This window comes from Desulforegulaceae bacterium, from assembly GCA_034006035.1.
Lineage (GTDB): Bacteria > Desulfobacterota > Desulfobacteria > Desulfobacterales > JACKCP01 > JACKCP01.
Map to the genome: position 1 here is coordinate 35,626 of JAVETN010000014.1, position 23,209 is coordinate 58,834.

General features: G+C 33.8%; 18 protein-coding genes, 1 rRNA gene and 1 other RNA gene. 13 read left to right on the forward strand and 7 right to left on the reverse strand.

Annotated elements, in window-relative coordinates; translation table 11 throughout:
• Window positions 1-13: 13 nt before the first annotated feature.
• Window positions 14-346 carry a PilZ domain-containing protein gene (locus RBR53_10260; protein MDY0133037.1) on the reverse strand — a complete coding sequence of 111 codons (333 nt, stop codon included), beginning with the start codon at window positions 344-346 and terminating at the stop codon, window positions 14-16.
• A 374-nt stretch (window positions 347-720) separates the two neighbouring features.
• Here RBR53_10260 and RBR53_10265 point away from each other — a divergent pair, with 374 nt between their 5' ends.
• The 6 genes from RBR53_10265 (at window position 721) to RBR53_10290 (ending at window position 10,531) form a co-directional block, all read left to right on the forward strand.
• On the forward strand, window positions 721-1,491 hold the full coding sequence (locus RBR53_10265) for a TerB family tellurite resistance protein (GenBank protein MDY0133038.1): 771 nt from the start codon (window positions 721-723) through the stop codon (window positions 1,489-1,491).
• Between the two features lie 65 nt (window positions 1,492-1,556).
• Entirely contained in the window at window positions 1,557-3,455 is a 1,899-nt protein-coding gene (locus RBR53_10270) for a nucleoside-diphosphate sugar epimerase/dehydratase (GenBank protein MDY0133039.1), read from the forward strand.
• Window positions 3,456-3,491: 36 nt separating this feature from the next.
• Window positions 3,492-6,824, forward strand: a complete 3,333-nt coding sequence (locus RBR53_10275) for an SLBB domain-containing protein (protein MDY0133040.1) — start codon at window positions 3,492-3,494, stop codon at window positions 6,822-6,824.
• A 25-nt stretch (window positions 6,825-6,849) separates the two neighbouring features.
• Window positions 6,850-7,761, forward strand: coding sequence for a Wzz/FepE/Etk N-terminal domain-containing protein (locus RBR53_10280; GenBank protein MDY0133041.1), 912 nt, complete (start codon window positions 6,850-6,852; stop codon window positions 7,759-7,761).
• 37 nt (window positions 7,762-7,798) lie between these two features.
• Window positions 7,799-9,340: a hypothetical protein gene (locus RBR53_10285; GenBank protein MDY0133042.1), complete on the forward strand. Its 1,542-nt coding sequence runs from the start codon at window positions 7,799-7,801 to the stop codon at window positions 9,338-9,340.
• A 78-nt stretch (window positions 9,341-9,418) separates the two neighbouring features.
• Window positions 9,419-10,531, forward strand: coding sequence for a hypothetical protein (locus tag RBR53_10290; protein MDY0133043.1), 1,113 nt, complete (start codon window positions 9,419-9,421; stop codon window positions 10,529-10,531).
• A 29-nt stretch (window positions 10,532-10,560) separates the two neighbouring features.
• Here the strand turns inward: RBR53_10290 and RBR53_10295 are convergent, their stop codons facing one another.
• The 6 genes from RBR53_10295 to RBR53_10320 all read right to left on the reverse strand — a co-directional run bounded on the left by RBR53_10295 (window position 10,561) and on the right by RBR53_10320 (window position 17,748).
• A complete protein-coding gene (locus RBR53_10295; protein MDY0133044.1) occupies window positions 10,561-12,249 on the reverse strand; it encodes an FAD-binding oxidoreductase in 1,689 nt (562 codons plus the stop codon).
• Window positions 12,250-12,258: 9 nt separating this feature from the next.
• Window positions 12,259-13,815 (reverse strand): FGGY-family carbohydrate kinase, encoded by a 1,557-nt coding sequence (locus RBR53_10300; protein MDY0133045.1) that lies wholly within the window; start codon window positions 13,813-13,815, stop codon window positions 12,259-12,261.
• 11 nt (window positions 13,816-13,826) lie between these two features.
• On the reverse strand, window positions 13,827-15,338 hold the full coding sequence (locus RBR53_10305; protein MDY0133046.1) for an FAD-dependent oxidoreductase: 1,512 nt from the start codon (window positions 15,336-15,338) through the stop codon (window positions 13,827-13,829).
• 4 nt (window positions 15,339-15,342) lie between these two features.
• On the reverse strand, window positions 15,343-16,026 hold the full coding sequence (locus RBR53_10310; GenBank protein ID MDY0133047.1) for a GntR family transcriptional regulator: 684 nt from the start codon (window positions 16,024-16,026) through the stop codon (window positions 15,343-15,345).
• Between the two features lie 202 nt (window positions 16,027-16,228).
• Window positions 16,229-16,906 (reverse strand): protein phosphatase CheZ, encoded by a 678-nt coding sequence (locus RBR53_10315; GenBank protein ID MDY0133048.1) that lies wholly within the window; start codon window positions 16,904-16,906, stop codon window positions 16,229-16,231.
• Window positions 16,907-16,914: 8 nt separating this feature from the next.
• A complete protein-coding gene (locus RBR53_10320; protein ID MDY0133049.1) occupies window positions 16,915-17,748 on the reverse strand; it encodes a GGDEF domain-containing protein in 834 nt (277 codons plus the stop codon).
• A gap of 315 nt (window positions 17,749-18,063) precedes the next feature.
• On the opposite strand from RBR53_10320, the gene RBR53_10325 reads away from it, so the two are divergent.
• The 7 genes from RBR53_10325 to RBR53_10355 all read left to right on the forward strand — a co-directional run.
• Complete coding sequence (locus RBR53_10325; protein ID MDY0133050.1) at window positions 18,064-18,822, forward strand: NTP transferase domain-containing protein; 759 nt, start codon at window positions 18,064-18,066, stop codon at window positions 18,820-18,822.
• Between the two features lie 150 nt (window positions 18,823-18,972).
• Complete coding sequence (locus RBR53_10330; protein ID MDY0133051.1) at window positions 18,973-19,218, forward strand: hypothetical protein; 246 nt, start codon at window positions 18,973-18,975, stop codon at window positions 19,216-19,218.
• A gap of 15 nt (window positions 19,219-19,233) precedes the next feature.
• A complete protein-coding gene (locus RBR53_10335) occupies window positions 19,234-19,515 on the forward strand; it encodes a hypothetical protein (GenBank protein ID MDY0133052.1) in 282 nt (93 codons plus the stop codon).
• Window positions 19,516-19,521: 6 nt separating this feature from the next.
• A non-coding RNA gene (ssrS, locus tag RBR53_10340) (6S RNA) lies at window positions 19,522-19,705 on the forward strand.
• Between the two features lie 306 nt (window positions 19,706-20,011).
• A complete protein-coding gene (gene rny / locus RBR53_10345; GenBank protein MDY0133053.1) occupies window positions 20,012-21,574 on the forward strand; it encodes a ribonuclease Y in 1,563 nt (520 codons plus the stop codon).
• 160 nt (window positions 21,575-21,734) lie between these two features.
• Complete coding sequence (gene tyrS, locus RBR53_10350) at window positions 21,735-23,015, forward strand: tyrosine--tRNA ligase (protein ID MDY0133054.1); 1,281 nt, start codon at window positions 21,735-21,737, stop codon at window positions 23,013-23,015.
• Between the two features lie 121 nt (window positions 23,016-23,136).
• Window positions 23,137-23,209, forward strand: a 16S ribosomal RNA gene (locus RBR53_10355); the annotation flags it as partial.

The following is a 23,209-nucleotide window of genomic DNA, read 5'->3' on the forward strand; positions in this document are numbered from 1 at the left end:
GGGGGTAAGTTTTTTACCCCCATTCATCATTTTGGGCTGCTGCCTCAATTTTTTCCACCAGGGATTCAATTTTTGAAATCAAATCAATATCTTTTTTATGAAATCTTACGGCAATTCCCTGGGAAGTGTTTCTTATAACTATTCCTGAAATTGTTAGCTGATTTTGAGAGGGGAAGGGAAGGGTAAGGCTTATTTCATTTCCAACCGGTACAGAATTGTCTGTTTTTATGAAAACTCCGCTTGGGTTTATATCAACAATATACTCCCTGTAAATCCTATTTCTATCAATATAATCAATGGGGATAAAATAGGGTTTTCTTGGATAAGATCTTTTTTCTTCTGCCATTTTTCCACCTGACTGGTTTTTAAATTAAATAATTTTTTTATTTTAATCTCTCCTTTAAATAAAATCCATAGGATTATCAGTCTATTTAATCGGGATAAAGCCTTGGATTTATCGGATAAAAACTTAGAAGGCTAAATTGAGAATCTTTTATTCTATAAAAGTTTATTTTCTAAGACCGATTGTTTTTTATTCAATTTACCCAAAGATTTAATTTTGGAGTTTAATTTAGATCTTGAATAGGAATATTTATTGGTTTATAACGGCTGTTAATTAATGATTGGACTAGATTAGTTGGATATTTGATTCTTTTTTAATTTTTTGCAAAGACGTGAAATCTTTGATTCAAGCAGATAAATTTCAGGAGTACAATTAAGATGGGTTGGATTGGAAAGCTTATTGGGGGAACAATAGGTCTTGGTTTGGGCGGTCCTTTGGGAGCTATTTTAGGTGCTGCCCTGGGTCATAAATTCGACAAATCTGAACAAAGATATCTGGAAGGCGGAAGCCAAACACAAGGTTTTTACCAGTCAGGCGGCCGTCAACAAAAGGAAATGACCTTTTTTGTTGCTGCTTTTTCAATGCTTGCAAAAATTGCCAGGGCAGATGGTCAAATAACAGAAAATGAAATTCAAGCTGTTAAAGATTTTATGGTAAAGGATTTAAGGTTAGATCCTGTAAGCCAGCAGGCAGCAATCAATATATTTAGAGCAGCACGCAATTCCCAGGAATCTTTTGAGTCTTTTGCAAAACAATTTTATCAATCCTTTAAAGATCAAGAGCAAATCCTTGAACTTATGATTGATGTTCTTTTCAGGGTTGCCTCAAGTGATGGATCTGTGGTTTCTGAAGAGGAAAGACTTATAGAAACTACCTCAAAAATGTTTGGTTTTTCAGATTCCAAGTTCAGTTCTATAAGATCAAGATATACAACAACTGCTTCAACTCATTATTATTCGGTTTTAAACTCTTCATCTTCAGACGACAATTCACAAATTAAAAAACAATATAGAAAACTTGTAAGTGAGTATCATCCTGATAAAATAATAGCCAAAGGTCTTCCCGATGAGTTTGTTGAGCTGGCCCATGAAAAATTTCGAGAAATTCAAGAGGCTTATGAGGCGATCTCAAAAGAAAGAAATTTTTGATTTAGATTTTTCTTGAGTTTGAATAGCTAGATATCAGGTCGGATTGCTAAACTAGGAATTTTAAAATGTTAAAGTCTTATCGAAATTATTTAATAGTTTTATTTACAGATTTAATCCTTTTTGGCCTGTCTCTTTATTCAGCTTTTAAAATTCGCTATGATTACGGACTTAGTGAAAATGTGGTTGAATCCTTTTTATGGATGCTTCCTGTTTCGATTTTAATAAAGGCTGTTGTTTTTTATTTTTTTGATCTTTACAAAGGAATGTGGAGATACACAAGCACAAGAGATCTTATAAATATTTTAAAAGCCTCAACTGTTTCATCCCTTGTTTTTATTGCTCTTGTTTTATTTAAAACAAAGTTTGAAGGGATTTCAAGGTCTGTTTTTTTCATAGACTGGTGTCTTACTATTATTTTAATTTCTGGTTCAAGGGCTTCAGTCAGGTTTTTCTTGGGTTATCTTGGTGAATACAAAACCGGCACTGGATTTTTAAAGCAGTTTTTCGAGTTAAAAAATCAAAGAAAAAAATTTAAAAATACAATTATAATAGGTGCAGGTGATTGTGGAGAGAAAATATATAGAGAAATAAGAGATAACACCAGCCTTGATTACAAGGTTATAGGTTTTCTTGACGACAGTCCTAAAAAGAAAGGTAAAAAAATCCACGGGCTTCCAGTTCTTGGAGCCAGTGATAAAATAAAAAAATATGTTGATACTGCAGGAGTTGAAGAAATAATAATCACCATTCCCACTGCTACAGCCGCCCAGATTAGAAGAATAGTAGATCTTTGCAAAAAAACAACTGCCCGGTATAAAATAGTTCCAGGTCTTGGAGAGCTTATAACAGGCAATGTTTCCTTAAAATCCATAAGAGATGTTGAATATCGAGACCTTCTTGGACGAAAACCTGTAAAGCTGGATAATGAAAGTATTGGAGATTATCTAGGCGGTAAAATCATCCTTGTTACAGGAGCTGGAGGGTCAATAGGAAGCGGGTTGTGTGCTCAGATTTTAAAGTATAAACCAAAAGAACTTATTTTGTTTGAAAGAGCTGAAAGCCCTTTATATGAAATTGATCTTGAACTTAAAAATTTGTTTCCAGGTATAAAAATTATTCCTTTTCTTGGAGATATCCAGGAAAAAGACGATTTGTACAAAGTTTTTTCACTTAGAAAACCAGAAATAGTTTTTCATGCCGCAGCCTATAAACATGTTCCCATGCTTGAAAGTTATCCATGGAAAGCAGTTAGTAATAATATTTCTGGTACAATGAAGCTGGTGGACATGGCAAGTGAATTTAATTGTGAAAAATTTGTTTTTGTTTCAACAGACAAGGCAGTGAATCCAGCCAATGTAATGGGTGCTTCCAAAAGAATCTGCGAAATTATTGTTCAAAATAAAAATAGAAATTCAAATTCAACCACCAGTTTTATCACTGTAAGATTTGGAAATGTAATCGGTAGTGTGGGCAGTGTGATTCCCCTTTTTAAAAAGCAGATAGGTTATGGAGGACCTGTTACCATAACTCATCCTGATATAATTAGATATTTCATGCTTATTCCAGAAGCTTGCCAGCTTATTCTTCAGGCAGGAGCCATGGGTTCAGGTGGAGAAATTTTTGTTCTTGATATGGGAGAACCTGTTAAAATTGATGAAATGGCAAGAGACCTTATCCGCTTTTCTGGATTTGAACCTGATGTAGATATAAAAATTGAGTATGTTGGTCTAAGGCCCGGTGAAAAACTTTATGAAGAGCTTTTAACTGAAGGCGAAAATGTAATGCCCACTGACCATGGAGAAATTATGGTATTAAAAAGCCGTGAATGTGAGTTTTCGGATATAAAAATAAAAATTGATGAGTTAAAGCAATTTGCCCATGCCCAAAAAAGCGAAGAAATTAGAAGGGTTCTTAAAAACATAGTGCCTGAGTATTTGCCGGCTTGTTTTGAGCATAAAAATTAAAAAAATTAGTTTTGTTATAAGAATTTGGAGAAGTTTATGAAAAGGTTTTTAAAGAAATTTTTTGTATTTATGATTTTGCTTTGGCCTTCTTATTTGTATTCCGCAGAAATTACTCCGGAACAGATTGACAAGTTCGAAAATTTAACTGAATTGGAGCAGGAATATCTTAAAAGCCAATATCAGGCTAAAAAATCTTCTGGCCAAACTCCAGATAGCTTTGTTGAGCACCAGAGTGTAAAACCAAGGGCTGTTGAAACAACAATGGGTAAACCCGGTTCTGTTTATAAAGATACAGATATCTGGCAGCCTGGGTGGCAAGGGGTTAATTTAAAAAAATACGGCTATGATATTTTTTCCGGAAGTCCAACTACTTTTGCACCTGTAACTGAAATACCTGTACCAAGAGAATATATAATCGGGCCCGGAGATCAGGTGATTATTCAGATTTATGGAGGAGATAATATAAGTTATTCTCTTTTTATAAACAGAGAAGGAGTTTTAAATCTTCCTAATTTCGGTCCTGTAGTGGCCTCTGGAATGAGTTTTGACGAATTTAAATCTTTTATTACAAATAAAATAAAAAAAGAATCTGTGGGCAGTGAAGTGAGTGTAACTTTGGGAAAACTTCGTTCCATGAGAATTTTTGTACTAGGGGAGGTATTTAAGTCAGGAAGTTATACTTTAAGCTCTCTTTCCACACTTACCAATGCACTTCTTGTTTCAGGCGGGGTAAAAGATATTGGTTCCCTAAGAAATATCAAGCTCAAAAGAAACGGGGAAATTATCCAGACTTTTGACCTTTACGATCTTCTTCTTAAAGGAGACACAAAAAAAGATACCCGTCTTTTACCCGGTGATACAATTTTTATACCTGTTGTAGGCAGCCAGGTAGGAGTCAGAGGAGGAGTTAAAAGACCTGGGATTTATGAGCTTAAAGATGAAACAACCCTTGGTGAAATCATCAATATGGCAGGTGGGTTATGGAGAGCTAATGATCTTGAACTTATAAAAGTTTATACAACAGATTCAGAAAACAAAAGGGTTTGTAAGGTTGTAAAGCTTGATAATTCTAATTGGGGAAATACAAAAATAAAGAAAAATGATTATATTTATATCCCATATTTTCAAAAAGAAACTCAAAAAATAATTACTCTTTCAGGTAATGTGTTTGCAGAAGGCACTTATGAATTTAAAAAAGGAATGAATCTTAGAACAATTATTCCAAATCATGAAAAAGTTAAAAGAAACACAGATCTTGAATATGGAATTATTTTAAGGGAAAAATCAAGATTTGAACAATTTGAGGTTATTTCCTTTTCTCCTGAAAAAATAATTAACAAAACCCAAAATGTTTATTTAAAACCCTTTGATAGAATTTATATTCTTCCCAAAGATAATTCAAGACTAACTTATACCAATGCCATAGTCAGGCTTTTGAAATCCAGAATTTCCGACAGTGATGGAGTTGTTCCTACTGCAGCCATTAAGGGCAATGTTTTTTATCCAGGTCAATACCCTCTTTCACAGGGCGATACTGTAAATGACTATATAGAAAAGGCCTGTGGTCTTAAACCGTTTACAGAATTTGATTATTATGTTGTTTCAAGAATAAATAAAGATTCAGGCCAATTATTTGTTTTTAACAATAGTCTTGAAAAAGACAAAGATTTTCAACTTGAACCCGGGGACTCAATTTATATTTTTTCTACGCGGGTAAACAGAGCAAATTTTTTAAAGCCTGTTGTAGGTCAAATATTATACGGAATGGAAGGTGGCGAATTTGAAGTTCCTGAAATTTTAAAGGTTTCTGATGATTCAGAAGTTTCTGTTTCAGGAACCGAAGTTTTTGAGCAGCCTGAGCAGGCAGAAAAGAGACTATCCGAGTCTGCTCAGGAAAGCATAGTAGAAACACCGCCATCAGTTCCTGGTGAAACTGCAGCTGAAATTGCCTCAAGTCCTGGAACTTTTTTAGGTGAAGATTCTCTAGGAGAGATTGTAAGCGGTAAAGGCTTTGAAAATTCAGAGTTTCCCTTTGTTACTCAAATTTCAGGAAACATAGCATATCCTGGGATTTATCCCTTAGCTTCTGAAGATACTCTGGGAAAACTGGTAGCTTATTCAGGAGGGCTTAAAATAGCCACTGATTTTAAGTACATTGTTCTGGTAAGAACATATAAAGACAATGGGAAAATAGAAGTTTTTAAGCTTGATTTAAATAATAATCTTAATTTTCCCATCAAACCCCTTGATGAGCTTTATGTGTTTTCAAAAAACACAAACAGGCCGGCAGTGTTAAGTCGTGTAGTGAGCAAGCTTAAAAGTCAGGCTGATAACGAAGAAGCTTCTAGTGTTGTAAATATTGGAGGGAAAGTAAGATTTCCAGGAGAATATCCTCTTACCTTAGGACTTACAATCAAAGATTTAATTGAATTTGCAGGGGGATTTGTTGAAGGTTCCTATGAAAAATATTGTGAAATTTCAAGGTCAGTAATTGATGATTTTGAAGAGTTTCGTATAAAAAGGCATAAAATAAATTTATCTGCCAAAGGTCTTAATGGTGTAGATGCTTTTTATCTTCAGCCAAGGGATCGGATTTTTATTAAAACTGTTCCATATTGGCGTGAGATTCCTTCTGTTTTAATTACAGGAGAAGTAAAGTTTCCCGGAGTATATTTCATAGAAAAAGGCGACACTATTTCAACTCTTGTTGAAATTGCCGGAGGACTTACAAACGACGCTTTTATTGACGGTAGTGTCTATATGAGAGAAGAACTGAAACAATTGGAAAAGCAAAGGTATGATGCCTATGTAGATCAGCTTTCAGCCCAGCTCTCCAGCAAAAAGCTTCAGGGTGCAGCAGTAGAAACCAGTCAACAGGAAGACGCTGCTCTTTTATCTTTGATTCAGAGAATTAAAAACGCAACACCAAGCGGAAGACTTGTAATTGACCTTGGGTCTGTTCTTTCAAAAAAGCAAAATGATATAAGGCTTAAAGATAAAGATCATCTTCATATCCCAATGTATAAAGATGAGGTTACAGTAATGGGAGAAGTGTATACTCCTGTTTCCCATCTTTATCAAAGCGGGATGAAAGTTTTTGATTTTATAGATTCTTCAGGAGGGGTTACAGCAAGTGCTTCTGTTAAAAGAATTTATACAATCAGGGCAAACGGAAGGGTTGTTCCTTATAAATCAGGAAGTAAAGGTCTTTTTTCTTCAAAAAACAAGGATATTTATCCTGGAGATACAATTGTGGTACCCTATGATGTTACAGCTATGAGCGGTCTTGTTTTCTGGGGAGAAGTCACAAAAATTCTTTACAACCTGGCCACTACTACAGCTGCTCTTAAAACTGTTGGTGTATATTAATAATATAAATTAGGTGTGAATTTAAATGAATCAGACTGGCTTACCTGAAATTTATGATAAAGAATATTGTGATGAAGATGAAATAGATATTCTTGAGCTGATTAAAATACTCTGGGATAAAAAATGGATAATCATTGCCTCGGGTTTAATCTTTTCTGCCATTGCCATAGGCTATGCTCTTCTTTCCGATAGATATTATCTTGCTGAAACAACTTTGATAGTAGGAGATGAGGGTGGCAATAAAGGTTCAAGCCTTGGAAGACTAGGAGGTTTTGCAGCCATAGCAGGAGTTGATTTGTCAGACAGCAACCCAGACAAGAATTATTATATTGCAGTTTTAAAATCTAGAATTTTTCTTAAAGAATTTATTGAGGAAAATAAATTAATGTCGATTTTTTATCAAGATATCTGGGATGATGAAAAACAAACCTGGATTCTTAAAAAAGATGAAGATCCCCCCTCAATTTATAAAGCATGTAAGTTTTTCAATGAAAGTATAATGACTGTGTCTGAAAATAAAGACAATTCTTTAATTTCACTTAAAGTTTCCTGGAAGGATCCCGAACTTGCATCAATTTGGGCAAACCAATTGGTTTTATTTGTAAATAATTATATAAGAGAGAGGAAAATAAACGAATATGACACAAAAGTTAAATACCTTGAAAAACAAATAGAGCAAACAAGTGTTGTCAATATGCAGAAAATCTTTTATAAACTGATAGAACAGCAAATCCAGAATCAATCTATGGCCCAGGTAAAAAAAGACTTTGCTTTTCAAGTCGTAGACCCGGCTGTTACACCTGAATTACCCCATAAGCCAAATAGAAAGTTAATAGTTTTGCTTGGAGGTTTTTCAGGAGGTTTCTTTGGAATCTTTCTGGTATTTGCTTTAAATTTTGTATCACAAGCTAAAGAAAGGTTTAAGGAAGAGTCTTAAACTGGTTTTATTTTAATAATACTTAAGGAGAAGTAATATGAAGAAATTATTTAAAAGTTTGAGTTTGATCTTTGCTTTAATGGGCATGATCTTTATTGCTGGTTGTGGTGATGGGGATGATTTTGAGCTTATAGGAAAAAAGATAACTGGGGCTGCTCAGGATGGATATCTTGTTGATTCAACTGTTTTTATTGATCTAAATGAAAACAATAAACCAGATCCTGGAGAACCAAGTGCTATTACAAATATGGATGGTAAATTTGATCTTAACTTAAGTGATTCAGACTTAGAGTTTCCTTTAGTTGTTATCGGCGGTAAAGACAAAGGCTCTTGGGATACAGGAGCAAATGATTATGCAGAGTTTCGCGGTGTTTTTCAGGCACCTGCGCCTGAAGTTGGAAAAAAAGCAATTATAAGCCCTGTAACAACCATGATTTATCAGTATAAAAAAGATACCGGCAAATCAACAAAAGAGGCAAATGATTTTATAGCAGAAAGACTTGGTGTGAAGGGTATGGATCTTCTTGCAACTGACGTAGTTGCTGATAGAAGTGAAGATGCCCAGAAAATTTACAAGTTTAATGTTATTTTGGCAAGTGCAATTAAGGTTGCGGCAGATGTTTCTGAGATTGATTTTGCAGATGCTACTCAAAAAATAGCTTTAGAAATGGCAGGATATGATTTGAGTAATTTGAGTAATCTTAACACAGCTATTGAAAATTCAATGGAAAAAGCATTTGAAGGTAAAAATGTTACTGAAGCTAGTAAAGCTAAAGAGCTTGTAAAGAATATTTCTACAGGAATTTATAAAAAAAGTGATGATGATCTATATGATGAAATTGCTCTTGTAACAAGTTATCTTGAAGCCGTATCTGATGATATTAAGGACGGAATTGTAACAGTACCTCCAGTAGGAAAGACTGTTGCCGATATAGCAAAGGATGAATTAAAGAAGGCCGTGAAAGGCAACGCTGATGCAGCAGGTACAAAACTTTCTACTCCGATTAAAGGTTTTTATCTTAAGGGTAATCAATTTAACGGTGAAAATGTATCTAAATCAGGGAACTGTGGGGATATAACTCGTTCTAGTGGTGTTCTTCCTAAAGTTAAATTTGAACTTGTAAACTCAGGAGCAGGTATAGAACAAAAAGCTGAAGTTATAGTTAAAATTGAATCAGGTGAAGACAAAAGATATTTTAGCTTAACTATCCCTGTAAGCCTGAAGTCGGAAAGTTCAACAGTGGATTTGAAAGTTGCAAAAGGTGCAAAAGTTCAAGTAGTTAAGGGAGATTCAGAAGGTAACTTAGTGGAGTCAGAGCTTGTAAATGAAAAAGAAGATTCTTTAACAGCTAGTGGTGAAGTTCTAATAGATCTTGAAGAATGGTATGACAGATTTAATGAAAAACTATCAACTGACGAAAAAATAGCTGTAGATCTTGATAAACTAACAGTTTCGGGCAAAGTTAAAGTGATTTTTTCATTAAAAACTACACCAGAAATTGTTTTTGGTTATGCTAATGAAGATGGAAATATTACAAACAAGTTTACATCTGTTTATGGTAATATTGTATTTAATTAACCAATAAAAAGTTACTAATTATTAAAGTCTGTCCATTTAATTAAGGGCAGACTTTTTTTATAACTTCAGGCAGAGTCTATGAAAAAATTAATTTTATCTTTTATCTTTTTATTTGTTTTTATAAATAATTCTTTTGCTTTTTTTGATAGAACAGGGAGGTTAACTGACAATTCTTTTTGGTTTAAAGAATTAAATTCTATAAATTTAGAATTCCAATATCTTGATAAAAACTTTGACCCTTTTGATGTAATTAAAAATGAAAGCAAAACCATTAATTTAGATTCAATTTCTGCCCCCGGAGATATGGTCGGCGGTAAATTAAAGTTCTTTTATAATTTTTCACCTTTGATAAGTGCAGAACTTACAGCAGGACAAGCTGACTATGATTATGGACTAGATTCTATCAAAGTTGATCAATTAGGGATTGAATTAAATTTAAAAAAACAAATCAATCGTTTTGTTTTTGTTTTCTCAGCAGGCTATGAATATATGAATGCTGATGATATTAAATATTCAAATTTAGACAACTTAAACTTTATGGCTAAAAGAATTTTTCCAGGTCAAAAGATTGAGGTAGTTTTCAGTGAAGAAAATGGCTATGGTTTTAAAAAAGATAAGATAGCTGTATTTAGTAAAGATGCTAAAAATTTAGACAAGCCCTATATCTCAATTAAAGATATGGATTCTTCCTCTTTTTATTCAGGAGCTTCAATTCATTATAATTATAATAAAATTTATTCAGGTTTTTTTGGGGAAATTGGAAAAACCAAGGTAAATGCCGCCATTGATACAAATTTGGATGATTATTCAAAAAGCCTTGAAAAATATATGACAGAAAACCAAAAAAAAGCATTAAACTCTTTTCCAATTAATCTTGACAGAGATGATGAAACCTATTTTTCTGCAGGTACTTACCTTCAATTCCCTTTAATTTTTGATTTAAAGCTAAACCTTGTATACACTTTTATTCGTTTTAACAGAGACAGTGATTTAGATTATGAACCTGACAACCATGCTTTAAATGTTTCACTTATTTATCCTTTAACAGAAAAAATCTCCCTAAACTTTGGCGGTCAATATTTATACAGACAGTTAAACGGAGTAGTTCCATTTTTATACAACAAATACACCCAGACAACTTTTGATCATAAATATGGATATTTACACGCAGGCCTGACCTACTCTTTTTAAATTAAGGGCAGATTTATGCCCTTAAATTTTTATTCAATCCCAAGAATACCCCTGGAGTTCATTATTTTATTTTCATCAAAATAATTTTTAACAGCTTTTAAAAAATCATTTTCATTTTTTCCAATATGATTTTTTAAATAAGGACCCATCATTTTCCCAATTCCATGATGATGGGATAGTGATCCTCCGCTTAAATCAATTTTTTCAATAATTTTTCTTTGAAAATTAATATACTCATCTTTTGAATTAAATTTACCCATGAAAATAAAATATAAATTTGTTCCCTGGGGATAAAAATGGGAACAATGGGTCATACAAATGGTTTGGTTTCTTTTTTTGATAAAACTTCGTACATTTTTATGCACCTTATGAAGATTTGACCATTTAACGCTTGTTTCCAAAGTATCAATATAAATTCCAAAATCGTTTAAATCTTCTCTTAAATAAGGATCTTTATATCTTCCCTCTTCCCATTTTGAAACAGGATATCCAGTCAAATAAGTTCCCTTAAATTTTTTGGATATTTTTTTAATGTTTTTAAATACAGATTTGGAAAAAGGTTTTAATCCTTCAGTATGGCCAAGCATAAGACATCTTTTCATGGGTAAATAGCCTTTGAGCTTCATAAATCCATCAAAAGGAGTTCCTTCAATTCCATAAAGCTTAAGGCCTATATCTGTTTCTTCTTCATCAGAAATTCTTAATACAGCAGGAAGTCCTCCTTCAGACTGAATAATTTCCCTTGAAGCATTTACAGCGTCTTTCCATGAAGGAAACACAAATGAAAACTTTTTTCTATTTTCAGGCATAAATCTGAATACTTTTAGTTTAAGCTCAACTAAAATTCCAAAAATCCCCTCACTTCCCAAAAATATTTGACCTAAATCTGGGCCGGTTGCGGTTGCAGGAAAATCCAAAGTTTTAATTTTTCCTTTGGGAGTAATGTATTCTTGAGAAATTACAAGGTCTTTGGCATCTCCATAATAAGTGGAAGCCTGACCTGAACCAAGGGTTAACACCCATCCTCCGGCTGTGGAATATTCAAAGGACTGGGGAAAATGTCCGCAGGTATATTTTCTTTTGGCATTTAAAATTTTTGGGGCCTGATTTAAAATTCTTTCAAGATCAGGGCCCATAATTCCTGGCTCAACTGTAATTGTTTGATCAATTTCATTAAACTCAATCACTTTGTTCATATAAGTTGAAAAAACAAGGGTTACTCCGCCTTCAGGGCATTGGTGGCCTAAAGTTACTGAAGATCCCCCGGAATATACATGGACAGGGATTTTGTTTTTATTGCAGATATTTACAATTTGAGAAATTTCATTTTTGTTTCTTGGATGAATAATAATCTCTGTTAAATTTTCAATTGATTTTTGTCTTAAATTTATTGATTCTTCCAGGGTTTTTCCATTGGAATATTTTACCCTTGAATAAAGATCAGATTCAATATTTTCATTGCCTGAAATTTCAATAAATTTTTCAATTATTTCACTTAAAATTTTTGTTTCAGATTCACCTTTAACTTCATCATTTCCCAAATCTGATAAAGGCTTTATAAAATCATTGTCAGTTAGGTCAAAAGTCTTTTTAATTAAGGAGTAAAGTCTTTTATTGGGATGTTTAAATTCATTGGGATCTCCCCACTTAAAAATTGATCTAAAACTATTTTTGGCAGGAGCTGTTTTCACCCATTCTGGCTCAAAGTTTTTTTTCATTTTCTTCCCTTATTTATAAATTTCAGGATAACCTGTGATTTTTCTAATTTCTTTATAAACAGGCTCTAAAGCATGATAAATTTTTGAATAAACATTTTTGTAAATTTTTTTATATAATAAAGCATTGGATTTATCAGGATAAAACTTATCCCCATATTCAACCATATTTTCTCCGGCTTCTTTAATGTCTTTATAAAAACCAAGTCCTGCTGCTGTTATTATTGCAGCCCCAAGCCCTGAAGTTTCGGAAGTTTTTCCTCTGATTATTGGTCTGTTGAAAATATCAGCTGAAATCTGGCAGATATTGTCACTTTGGGAGGCTCCTCCTGAAACAGCAAGTTTTTTTACTTTTATTTTTGATTTTTTTTCAATTTTTAAAAGCCCGTCATAAAGAGCAAATGACAATCCTTCAATTACTGCTCTGTAAACATGGGCTCTTGTATGAACATCTCCAAAACCTATGATGGCGCCTTTAGCATCAAGATGATTTAATCCAGGACTCCAAAAAGGCTGAAGAATAAGCCCCATGGCTCCTGGAGGAGTTTTGTCAAGAAGTTTGTTTAAAAGCACTTCAGGTAAAATCCCTGTTTTTTGGGATTCGTTTATTTCAGGATGGGCAAACTCGTTTTTATACCAGGTTATCATCCAATATCCCCTGAAGATTTCCACTTCAGGATTATAATGTCCTGGATAAGGGGCAGGATAGGCAGGCATGAATTTTATTGGCTCAAAATATTTTTTGCTGGTTGTTTGAACAGTGGCAGTGGTTCCAAAGCTTAAAGAAGCAATTTCAGGAGAATATACTCCCATTCCAATGGTTTCACAGCCTTTATCAGAACCGCAGGCTATTATAGGGATTCCTTTTTTAAGTCCGGTTTCTTTAGCAGCTTTTAAACTGAGCTTTCCTATTAAATCTCCGGGTTCTACCAGTTCTGGAAGTTTTGATTTTTCAATGGGAAATAAAAGAGACTGGATTTCGCCATTTAAAGCCCAGTTCATTTTTTTATAATTAAAGGGTAAATGACCAATTTGAGAAGCTTTTGAGTCTTTAAATTCACCTGTTAATTTAAAATTTAAAAAACCTGACACTTGAAGGTATTTAAATGTTTTATCCCAGATTTGTGCTTCATTTTGCTTTATCCAATTGGATTTTCCCTCGGTTTGAACTTTATAAATTGTTTCAAGCATTCCAAGGGCTTTTGCTCCTGCTTTTACAAAAGAATTCGGCTTAAAAACAGGGGCTGCTTTTCTTTGGTCAAGCCAGGTGATTGCATCTCTTAAATGGTTGCCGTTTTTATCACAGCAAATCATTGTATTTCTTTGGGCAGTTATTCCTATTCCTTTAATTTTATCTATCAATTCAGGATTTCTTTGTTTAAGTTTTTTTATTCCATTTATTGTGCTTCCCCAGAAAATATCAGGATTTTGTTCAGCCCATCCAGGGTTTTTACTGAAATATGGAAGATATTCAGTTCTTTCTCCGGCAAGAAGATTGCCCTTTAAATCAAATATATGCACTCTTAAACTTTGAGTACCGCAGTCTATGGATAAAACAAGAGATTCCATTTATTTTCCTGTTAAATTATTTTTGGTGAAAAATATTTTTTATAAATTGAAATATATCTTTTAATTTCAAAATCCCATTTATCATTATCCCAGCCAAGATTTTCAAAGCTTATTTTTTTTATTTCATCCATATAATCAAGCCCGGCATTTTTTAAAACAAGTCCAAGTCTTGTTCTTCTGATCAGCAAATCATCAAGGTGTTTTATTGTTTCATCTTTTGAAGCACAATAAACTTCAGCTAAACTTATGGGAGTATTTTCTATGTTTTTAAAAAGTGAATTTATTTTACAATATTTTAAATCAGCATTAAAAGAATATCTTCCAATCAGTCTTAATTCTTCATCAGAAGAATAGGATTTTAAAGTTTTAAAGACAGGATCTTTTTTATTTTTTAATTTTATCTTTTTAAAATGTCTATCAAGATGTTTGATTGTATCCCAGGCAAGTTTTCTAAAAGTTGTAAGTTTTCCACCTGTTACAGAAATAATTTTATTGTTTTCCCAGACAAGATGTTCCCTTGATTCTTTTGAAGGAGGTTTGTTGGTGTTTTTAGAACTTATTACAGGCCTTATTCCTGAAAAAGAAGAAATTATATCTTTATCTAGGATTTTATTTTTACCAAGAATATGATTTGCCCCCTCAATAAGATAGGCTGCCTCTTTTTTATTTATTTTAAGGTCTTTAAATGAATTTGCATCAATATCAGTTGTCCCAAGAATTAAAACTCCTTCAAAGGGAATGAAAAACACAGGTCTTTTATCTTTGGGATGAGTAAATGAAAGTGCAAAATCAAGATTTAATTTGTTTTTTATTGTAAGGTGACTTCCTTTTAAAGGTCTTATAAAGCTGTTTTTTTCAGGAAGTGAAGATAAGTTTGAAGCATAAACTCCAGAAGCATTTATTATTATTTTTGTTTTTAATTTTTTTATTTTCCCAGATTCTGTTTTTCCATGAACAATTTTACTCCCTTTTATATCTTCAATTTTTACAACTTCACAATAATTTTCAAAATAAGTGTTTTTAGATCTTAAACCCTCATTTATAAGCCTTGCTACAAGAGCAGAATCATCAACTGCTGCATCAACAAAAGAAAATCCCCCATTTAAATTTTCAAGGTTTAAGTTTGAAAATTTGGTTAAAAGATTTTTTTTGTCAATATATTTATGACGCAATTTCAAAGCCATTAAATCATAAATACAAAGCCCGGCTTTCATTGATAGTTTTCCAGGGGACTGGCCTTTATACAAAGGCATTATAAATTCAATTGGAGAAACAAGGCCTTTTGCTTCATTTAAAAGCCTTTCTCTATGGACAACAGATTCATGGGTCAAATGAAGATTGCCATCTTTAAGGTATCTCAATCCTCCATGAACAAGTTTTGAAGATTTGCTTGAAGTGCCTGACCCAAAATCGCCCTTGTCAATTATAAGAATTTTAAGTCCGGAGCAGGAAATCTCATTGAAAATACCAGCCCCTGTAATTCCTCCGCCAATTATGATTATGTCAAAACTTTGATCTTCCATTAATTTAACTCCCATTGAGTTTTTTCCAGATAGATATTGATTCTTTCATTGATTCAGATATCAAAAATTCAGGGTTTTTATTTTGGGCCAAAATAGATTTAAGTTCATTGTAAAAGGTTGTTGATGAAGTTTTTGCTTTTTTCAGTTTAAAATATTTTTCACCAAAATATAAAAATAAAGGTTTGAAATCATTGAAAAGAAGCTTGTAAACCCTGTTTTCAGAGAATTCCACAATTTTTTCCTGAAGCTGCCAATCATAAAGGGTAAACTCTTTTGGGGATGAATTTTCTTGGGGAATTTTAAGGTTCATTAGCTGATTAAAAGAATCAAGGTTTTTATTAAAAGCGGTTTTGGCACAAATGGGAAGAATTCCAGCCCTGACTTCAAGCAGATCAATAATTAATGGAAAAGGGAAAAGATCTTTATTTTCATTGAGTCCTGTTAAAATTCCAAGGCCTCCCACATCCCAGAAGTTGTTTACTGTGGATGATTTCCCGTGCTTTATGGAAATCCAACCTTCTTTTTCCACGAGTTTAAGCACTTCTCTTAAGGTTGCTCTTGTAACTCCAAGATGTTTGGAAAGTTTTCTTTCCGAAGGAAGATTTGTTCCGGGTTCCCATTCACCTTTAATTATTTTTCTTATTATTTTACTTCTTGCATGGGCACCGGGTTTGACAGGTTTGTTCATTTTTTTCTCCCAAAGATTGATTTCTGGCAAGAGGTCATACCAGTTGAGGGGTAAAAAAACAATTGTTAATTTAGGTTTAATTTAATTTTTTTAATAAGGAGTATTTTTTAAAAAAATTAGAAAATAAGTTTTTCGCTACAAGATTTGGTTGGGGTGTTGGTGAATTAATAGTAAGTTAGAGGTTTGTTTTAGCCTGGTTTGATTAATCAATTCCATATTCCAAGAGAAGAGCATCAATATTTTCTTGTGATATTTTTTCCTGGACTTCTTTTTTTATAACTTTGCAGTCAAGTTCAGGATTTGCTTTCTTGCTTTTAAGCATAAGATTGTGTGAAATATAGAGTTTGTTTATTATTTCTTCTATATTTTTTATAAAATCTATAACTTTTTTCATCTCTTGGCCGATAATGTCTTGAAAGCTTAATTCTGTTAATATTCTTACCATATTTTCGTTCATTTGATTAAGAATTGGCTTTGGGGCATCGGGGTTTTTAAGGTAGTTGTTGTTTTCAGCTTCTGAAATCAATTCCATTTGATTTTCAACAATATCCATTACTGTAAAAGTGGCATCTTCAGTTTTGGAGTAAATTTCAGAAAGTTTGTCTGCTGCACAATGAAAAATATCACCTGGCGATTCATTGTTTGGGTTATTATAGTGGATTCCGGTTGATTTTTTCAGCTTATTGATTTCTGTCATTAGCTGATTAAGGCCGTCTTGGGCTTCATTTGTCATTGACTGGTAGAATTCTCCGTCAGATAAAGCTTTTCCAAGGGCAGCTGTAACTTCTTTTTTTATTGAAGCTTCAAGGGTTTCTTTTATTGTCCTGCTCACCTGTTTGTTAAGCTTGCTGGCTAATTTAGTCAGAATTTCTTCTTCCATATTTAATTTTAGTCCAAAAGTTTTTGAAGGTTAAAAAAAGAATATCCGCTATTGTTTGTTTTTGATTTATACATAGCTGAGTCAGCTTTTTTCAAAAGTTCATTTATATTTTTCCCGTCATCAGGAAAAATTGAAATCCCTATACTGGCAGAAATCCTTACTTCCCGGTCGCCGATATCTATTGGTTTTTCTATGAGTTTTAAAATTCTTTTTGCACCAAGAGAGGCGTGGATAGGCTCTTTTAGCTCAGAAAGAGCCAGGATAAACTCATCTCCCCCAAACCTTGCAATTAAATCTGTTTTTCTCAGGCTGTTTTCCATTCTTTTTGAGATGACTTTTAGTACAATATCTCCAGCCTCATGACCATAAGTGTCATTTACTGGTTTAAAGTCGTCAAGGTCAAGAAAAAGAACAGCCATTTTTTGATTCTGCCTTTCGCACCCATATATCAGCTGAGTTGCCCTGTCAAAGAAAACCTCTCTTGTGTGAAGTCCGGTTAAAAGATCTTTTTTTTGATATTTTGAATCAAATTTGGCCGGAATAAAAACAAGATAAATTTCGCGTTTTTTTTCGTTGTATTCAGAATTTACAAACCTTTTTTGTCCAAACAACCGGCATTCTTCTGTTTTGGCCTTTCTTTTTTTGATAAGTTCAAAAAAAAGATTTTGGTCGTCCAAAGATTCAATTGTCATTATTTCGTCAATTTTTTTATTTTGCAATTCATCTTTTACAGATGATTCAGCCATAACTTTGTTGTAATATATTATTTCCCTTTCAAGGTTGATTACACAGATCTCAAGGGGAATTATATTAAGAAATAAGTCTAATTGAGGAACTTCCATTTTTTGCTCACATAGTTTGAAGTTTACAAAATCTTTTTGTTAGTTATCTATAATGATTCTTATATCAGATTTAATTTAGAATTTAAAAGTTTTGTTTATGTTTACCCTGTTTTTTTAGTTTTGGTTGAATAATCTAAACATGGGTCTTTAATTTTATAAAAACTTGAAAGTTTAGATAAAGTTGTTGTAATTTTTCTAAAATTTGAAAAGCTGGAGCAGATATTAAAAAAACAATTAGACTGATCTGGTTTTTTATTCTATTTAGTGAAAAATTCTAGCTTAAGCTAAGGGTAAGAAAAGGAGAATAAATATTTTATGGGCAAAAAAGATTGGTGTGTTATTATCCTTGCCGGAGGAAAAGGCAAGAGAATGGAGTCTGATTTACCTAAGGTGCTTCACGAAGTTGATGGGAAATCCATGGTTTTAAGGGTTTGTGAAGCAGCTTCAGGTTTAAGTGATAATATTGTTGTTGTTGTTGGCCATGAGGCAGAAGATGTTAAATCTGCTATTTTAAAATCAAAAAAAGTAAAATTTGCCTTCCAGGAAAATCAAAACGGTACAGGAGATGCTGTAAAATCAGCCATAAAACATTTGGACTTATCTGCTGAAAATATAATGGTTCTTTGCGGAGACACTCCTCTTATAAGGTCTGAAACTTTAATTGATTTTGCATCAACACATTCAAAGGGCGGTTTTGATGTTTCTGTTCTTGGGATGGAGCTTGAAAATCCTACGGGTTATGGAAGGCTTATTAAAGATGAAAATGGAAATATAGTGAAAATAGTTGAGCAAGCTGATGCTGATGATTTGGAAAAGGCTGTTAAACTTGTTAATTCTGGTATTTATTGTTTTGACAAAGACTTTTTAACAAATGGCCTTTTAAAAATTAATTGCAGTAATGCCCAGGAGGAATATTACCTGACAGATCTTGTGAGTATTTCATATTTAAAAAACAATAATAAAGTCGGCTGTCATATTTTAAACAATCCTTTGGAAGCTGTTGGTGTAAACAGTAAAAAAGAGCTGGAATTGGCAAGGGTCTTGTTTAAGGAGTCTTATCAAGAGCTTAATTAGCCTTGGTTTAATTGGAATCTTTTGGGGGATCAGGTTGTGGATTTAGGGTTGAAGTTTTGCCTTTTAACAAGTTTATCTTCCCCAACTAAATAACTTGACTTTGAAAAGATAAAAATATTATAGTTGCCGCTAAAGCAAGTGAGGTGTGATTTGGAAAACGAGGAAATTTTTAGCCAGTTTGACAGGTTGGAAGAAAAAGTAGAAACTCTTATTAATAAATGTATTGAACAGGATAGAGAAAATTCAGATTTAAAGACAAAAATTTCAGAGCTTGAAGAAAAGCTTGAGCTTAAAGAAGTCGCTGAAGTTGAAAAGGCTGAGGAAAGTGAAAAATTAAAGCTTAAAATTGATAATATTCTCGAAAAAATATCCGAATACAATGATGAAAGAAATTAAAAGAGATAATATAATTTGAGTGAAATAATAAACATAGACGTTTTTGGGGAAAAGTTCAGCTTTAAATCGAAATTAGATGATGAGTCAAACAAAGATGTTTTGGATTTTTTTCTTAAAGAACTCGATGAAGTGCAAGCAAAGCTTAGTGAAAGCTCAGCTTCCGTTCCCAAACTGGTTAAGCTGCTGATTGCAGTAATGAATATAGCAAACAATTATTTTGAAGTTGAAGAAAAGCTTCGTTCAATTGAAAAAAATTTAGAAGCTGATATAGAAAAAATTTTAGTAAAATTGAATTAATGAAAATTAACCCTGCTGTGTACGTGTATAATGATTATAAAACCTGACCCAACACTTACAGACAAGGTTGTCTTCACTGATCCTGGTGTGCAAGTTCCCACTTTCAGGGAAAAGCCTAAAGGGGTTATCAAGACGGCCGCCCTGATCCACTTGGATCAGCGTTTGATCATAACGGCATAGCGGGGTTTTTAAATATAGTTTGCCTAGTTCTCTTCCTAAATATCCATTCTCACAAAATCATTTCTTGTTTTTTTAATCTGTTGGTTGTAAATCGAATTTCATTTGAAATTATATCTGAATCAAAAGTTTTTTATAATTTTAAGTGTATTTTAGGGGTTGATGGGATGTTTTTATAAAAGAACTTGTATTGGTGATTTTAGTTTTGAGCTTTAAAATCTAAATGTTGTTTTGTTCTTTTTCGGGATCTACCAAGTTTTTTTAATTCAACCTCTAATTTTGACATCTAATATATTTATATTGTGGGAGAGAATACAAGATGGGTGAAAATTTTATTATATTGGTTCTCTTTGCTTTTGCTGCAGGGTTTGGAGTAGCTTGGTGGATTAAAAACAGCATTATAGAAAACAGTCTTAATGCAGCAAAGCAGGAAGCTCAGAGGATAGTAGCCGAAGCAAGGCAAAAAGCCGAAAATCTCCAAAAAGAAGCTCAAATTGAAGCTAAAGACAGGCTTTTTAAGATGAAGTCTGAGTTTGATGTAGAAACTCAGGAGATGCGTTCTGAATTAAGGGTTCAGGAAAAAAGGCTGATTCAGAAAGAAGAAAACCTTGAAAACAAAGAAAGGCTTATTGATGAAAAGGACAGCGGTCTTTCTGTTTTATCAAAAGAACTTGAAAAAAGAGAAAAAGCTACTTTAGAAGAAGAATTAAGGCTGGCTGGTCTTGTTGCTGAGCAGCAGTCCCAGTTGGAAAAAATTTCTGGGCTTACCAAGGAAGAGGCTAAGGCAATTCTTTTAAGAGAAATGGAAGAAGATGCAAGATACGAAGGCTCAAAACTTGTTAAAAGAATTACTTCAGAAGCCCAGGAGCAGGCGGACAAAGAAGCTAGAAAAATTATTGCAACTGCAATTCAAAGATATTCAGGGGATTATGTTGCTGAAAGAACAGTTTCTGTTGTCGAACTTCCAAATGATGATATGAAAGGAAGAATCATTGGCCGTGAGGGAAGAAATATCAGGGCCCTTGAAGCTGCAACTGGAATTGATCTTATAATTGACGATACTCCTGAAGCTGTTATTCTTTCAGGGTTTAATCCCGTGAGAAGAGAAGTTGCAAGAATTGCTCTTACAAAGCTTATTGCAGACGGAAGAATTCATCCTGCAAGAATAGAAGAGATTGTTCTTTCAGTTGAAGAAGAAGTCAATAAGACAATTAAGGAAGCCGGAGAGCAGGCCGCTTTTGACTTGGGAGTTCATGGAATTGATCCTGAGCTTATCATGGTTATTGGTCGTTTGAAATTTAGAACAAGCTATGCTCAGAATATGCTTCAGCATTCCATTGAAGTTGGATTTTTGTGTGGAATTATGGCTGCCGAGCTTGGTCTTGATATTAAGCTTGCCAGAAGAATGGGTCTTTTACATGATATTGGAAAGGCCATTGATCATGAGGTTGAAGGTCCCCATGCTCTTATTGGAGCGAAAATTGCTGCTAAAAATGGTGAGTCAGAAGCTGTGGTTCAGGCCATAGCAGCCCATCATGAGGATGTTCCTCCGGAAACAGTTTACGACCTTCTTGTTCAGTCTGCAGACTCTTTGTCAGGGGCAAGGCCTGGAGCTAGAAAAGAGCTTCTTGAAAATTATGTGAAAAGACTTGAAGACCTTGAGCATATTGCCTGCGGTTTTGGCGGGGTTTCTGGTGCTTATGCAATTCAGGCCGGGCGTGAGCTTCGGGTAATTGTTGAAAGTTCCAAAATATCTGATGATGAGGCTGTGGTGCTTAGCCATGATATTGCCAGGTCGGTTGAAGAGCAGCTTACTTTTCCTGGGCAGATCAAGGTTACTGTTATTCGTGAGGTTCGGGCTGTGGGGTATGCTAATAAATAACTTGCTTCTTCAGTGAAAATCAGGCAGTTAATTTGATTCGGTGCTGGTAATCTGGGGATCCAAGAGAGTTTGGAAACTTGAGATAAATGCCTGGAAGCCGGCCCGAAAGGGCAATTGTAAATAAAACAAATAAAAAATATAAACAGCGGAGATTAGAGAAATGCATGTAATAGATGAGTTTAAAAAAAGAGGTTTTGTTGATACTTTCACAAATGAGGAAGGTCTTTATCAATATCTTTCATCTCCGCAGTCATGTTATATAGGTTTTGATCCAACAGCTTCAAGTCTTCATGTGGGGAGTCTTGTTCCCATAATGTCTCTTGCACATATGCAAAGAGCTGGACACAGACCCATTGCCCTTGTGGGCGGAGGTACTGGAATGATAGGTGACCCCAGTGGAAAAACAGAGATGAGAAATATGCTCACTGTTGAAGCCGTTGAATTTAATAAAAACGGAATAAAAAATCAATTATCCAAGTTCATAGATTTTGGTGATGATAAGGCCAAAATGGTGGATAATGCCGACTGGCTTCTTGATTTAAAATATATAGATTTCCTTAGAGATGTTGGGCGGTTTTTTAGTATTAACCGGATGATAAAAATGGAAAGTTATAAATCAAGATTTGAATCTGAGACCGGATTAAGCTTTATTGAATTTAACTATACAATAATGCAGGCTTATGATTTTAAGGTGCTTTCAGAGGTTGAAGAATGCTTTCTTCAGATGGGTGGAAGCGACCAATGGGGAAATATTATAGCTGGGGTTGATCTTGTTCGCAGAACCCGTCAAAAAGAAGCTTTTGGCCTTACTTTTCCTCTTATTACAAACAGCAGCGGTACCAAAATGGGAAAAACTGAAAAAGGTACTGTCTGGCTTGATGCTGAAAAAACCTCTCCTTATGATTATTATCAGTTTTGGATTAATACTGAAGATAATGATGTTTCAAAGTTTTTGTCTCTTTTTACCTTTCTTCCTGTTGAAGAAATTGAAGAGGTGTCAAAACTTGAAGGAAGTGATTTGAACTCAGCAAAGTCAATCCTTGCTTTTGAAGCTACCAAGCTTGCCCATGGAGAAGACAATGCTGTTAAGGCTTACGAGGCTTCAACGGCATTGTTTGGAGCAAGGGAAATTCCAGAAAACCTTCTTCCTTCAAGCAAAGTTTTTAGAAAATCTGTGGCTGCCAAAGGCGAATCCGTACCTTCTTCTGTATTTGAAAAAGCAAGGTTTGGAAAAGGTTTCGGGGTTCTTGATCTTTTTAAGGAAGCTGGTCTTTGCAAGAGTACAAGCGAAGCAAGAAGGCTTGTTCAGCAGGGTGGTTGTTATATAAATGAAAACAGGGTTGAAAGTTCTGATTACTTTGTTACTGAAGCTGATTTTGAAGCAGATGAACTGGTGTTAAGAGCTGGAAAAAAACGTTACCATAAAATTATTTTAAAATAATTTAAAAAAGTGTTTGACATAAGTTTTTTAATTTTGTAAGTTAGCTCTTGTCCCTTACGGGAATATCAAAACAAATCGATCTTTGAAAACTAAACAGCAGACAGGTCCTTGAAATAAATTTTTTACGGAGAGTTTGATCCTGGCTCAGAATGAACGCTGGCGGCATGCCTAACACATGCAAGTCGAACGAGAAA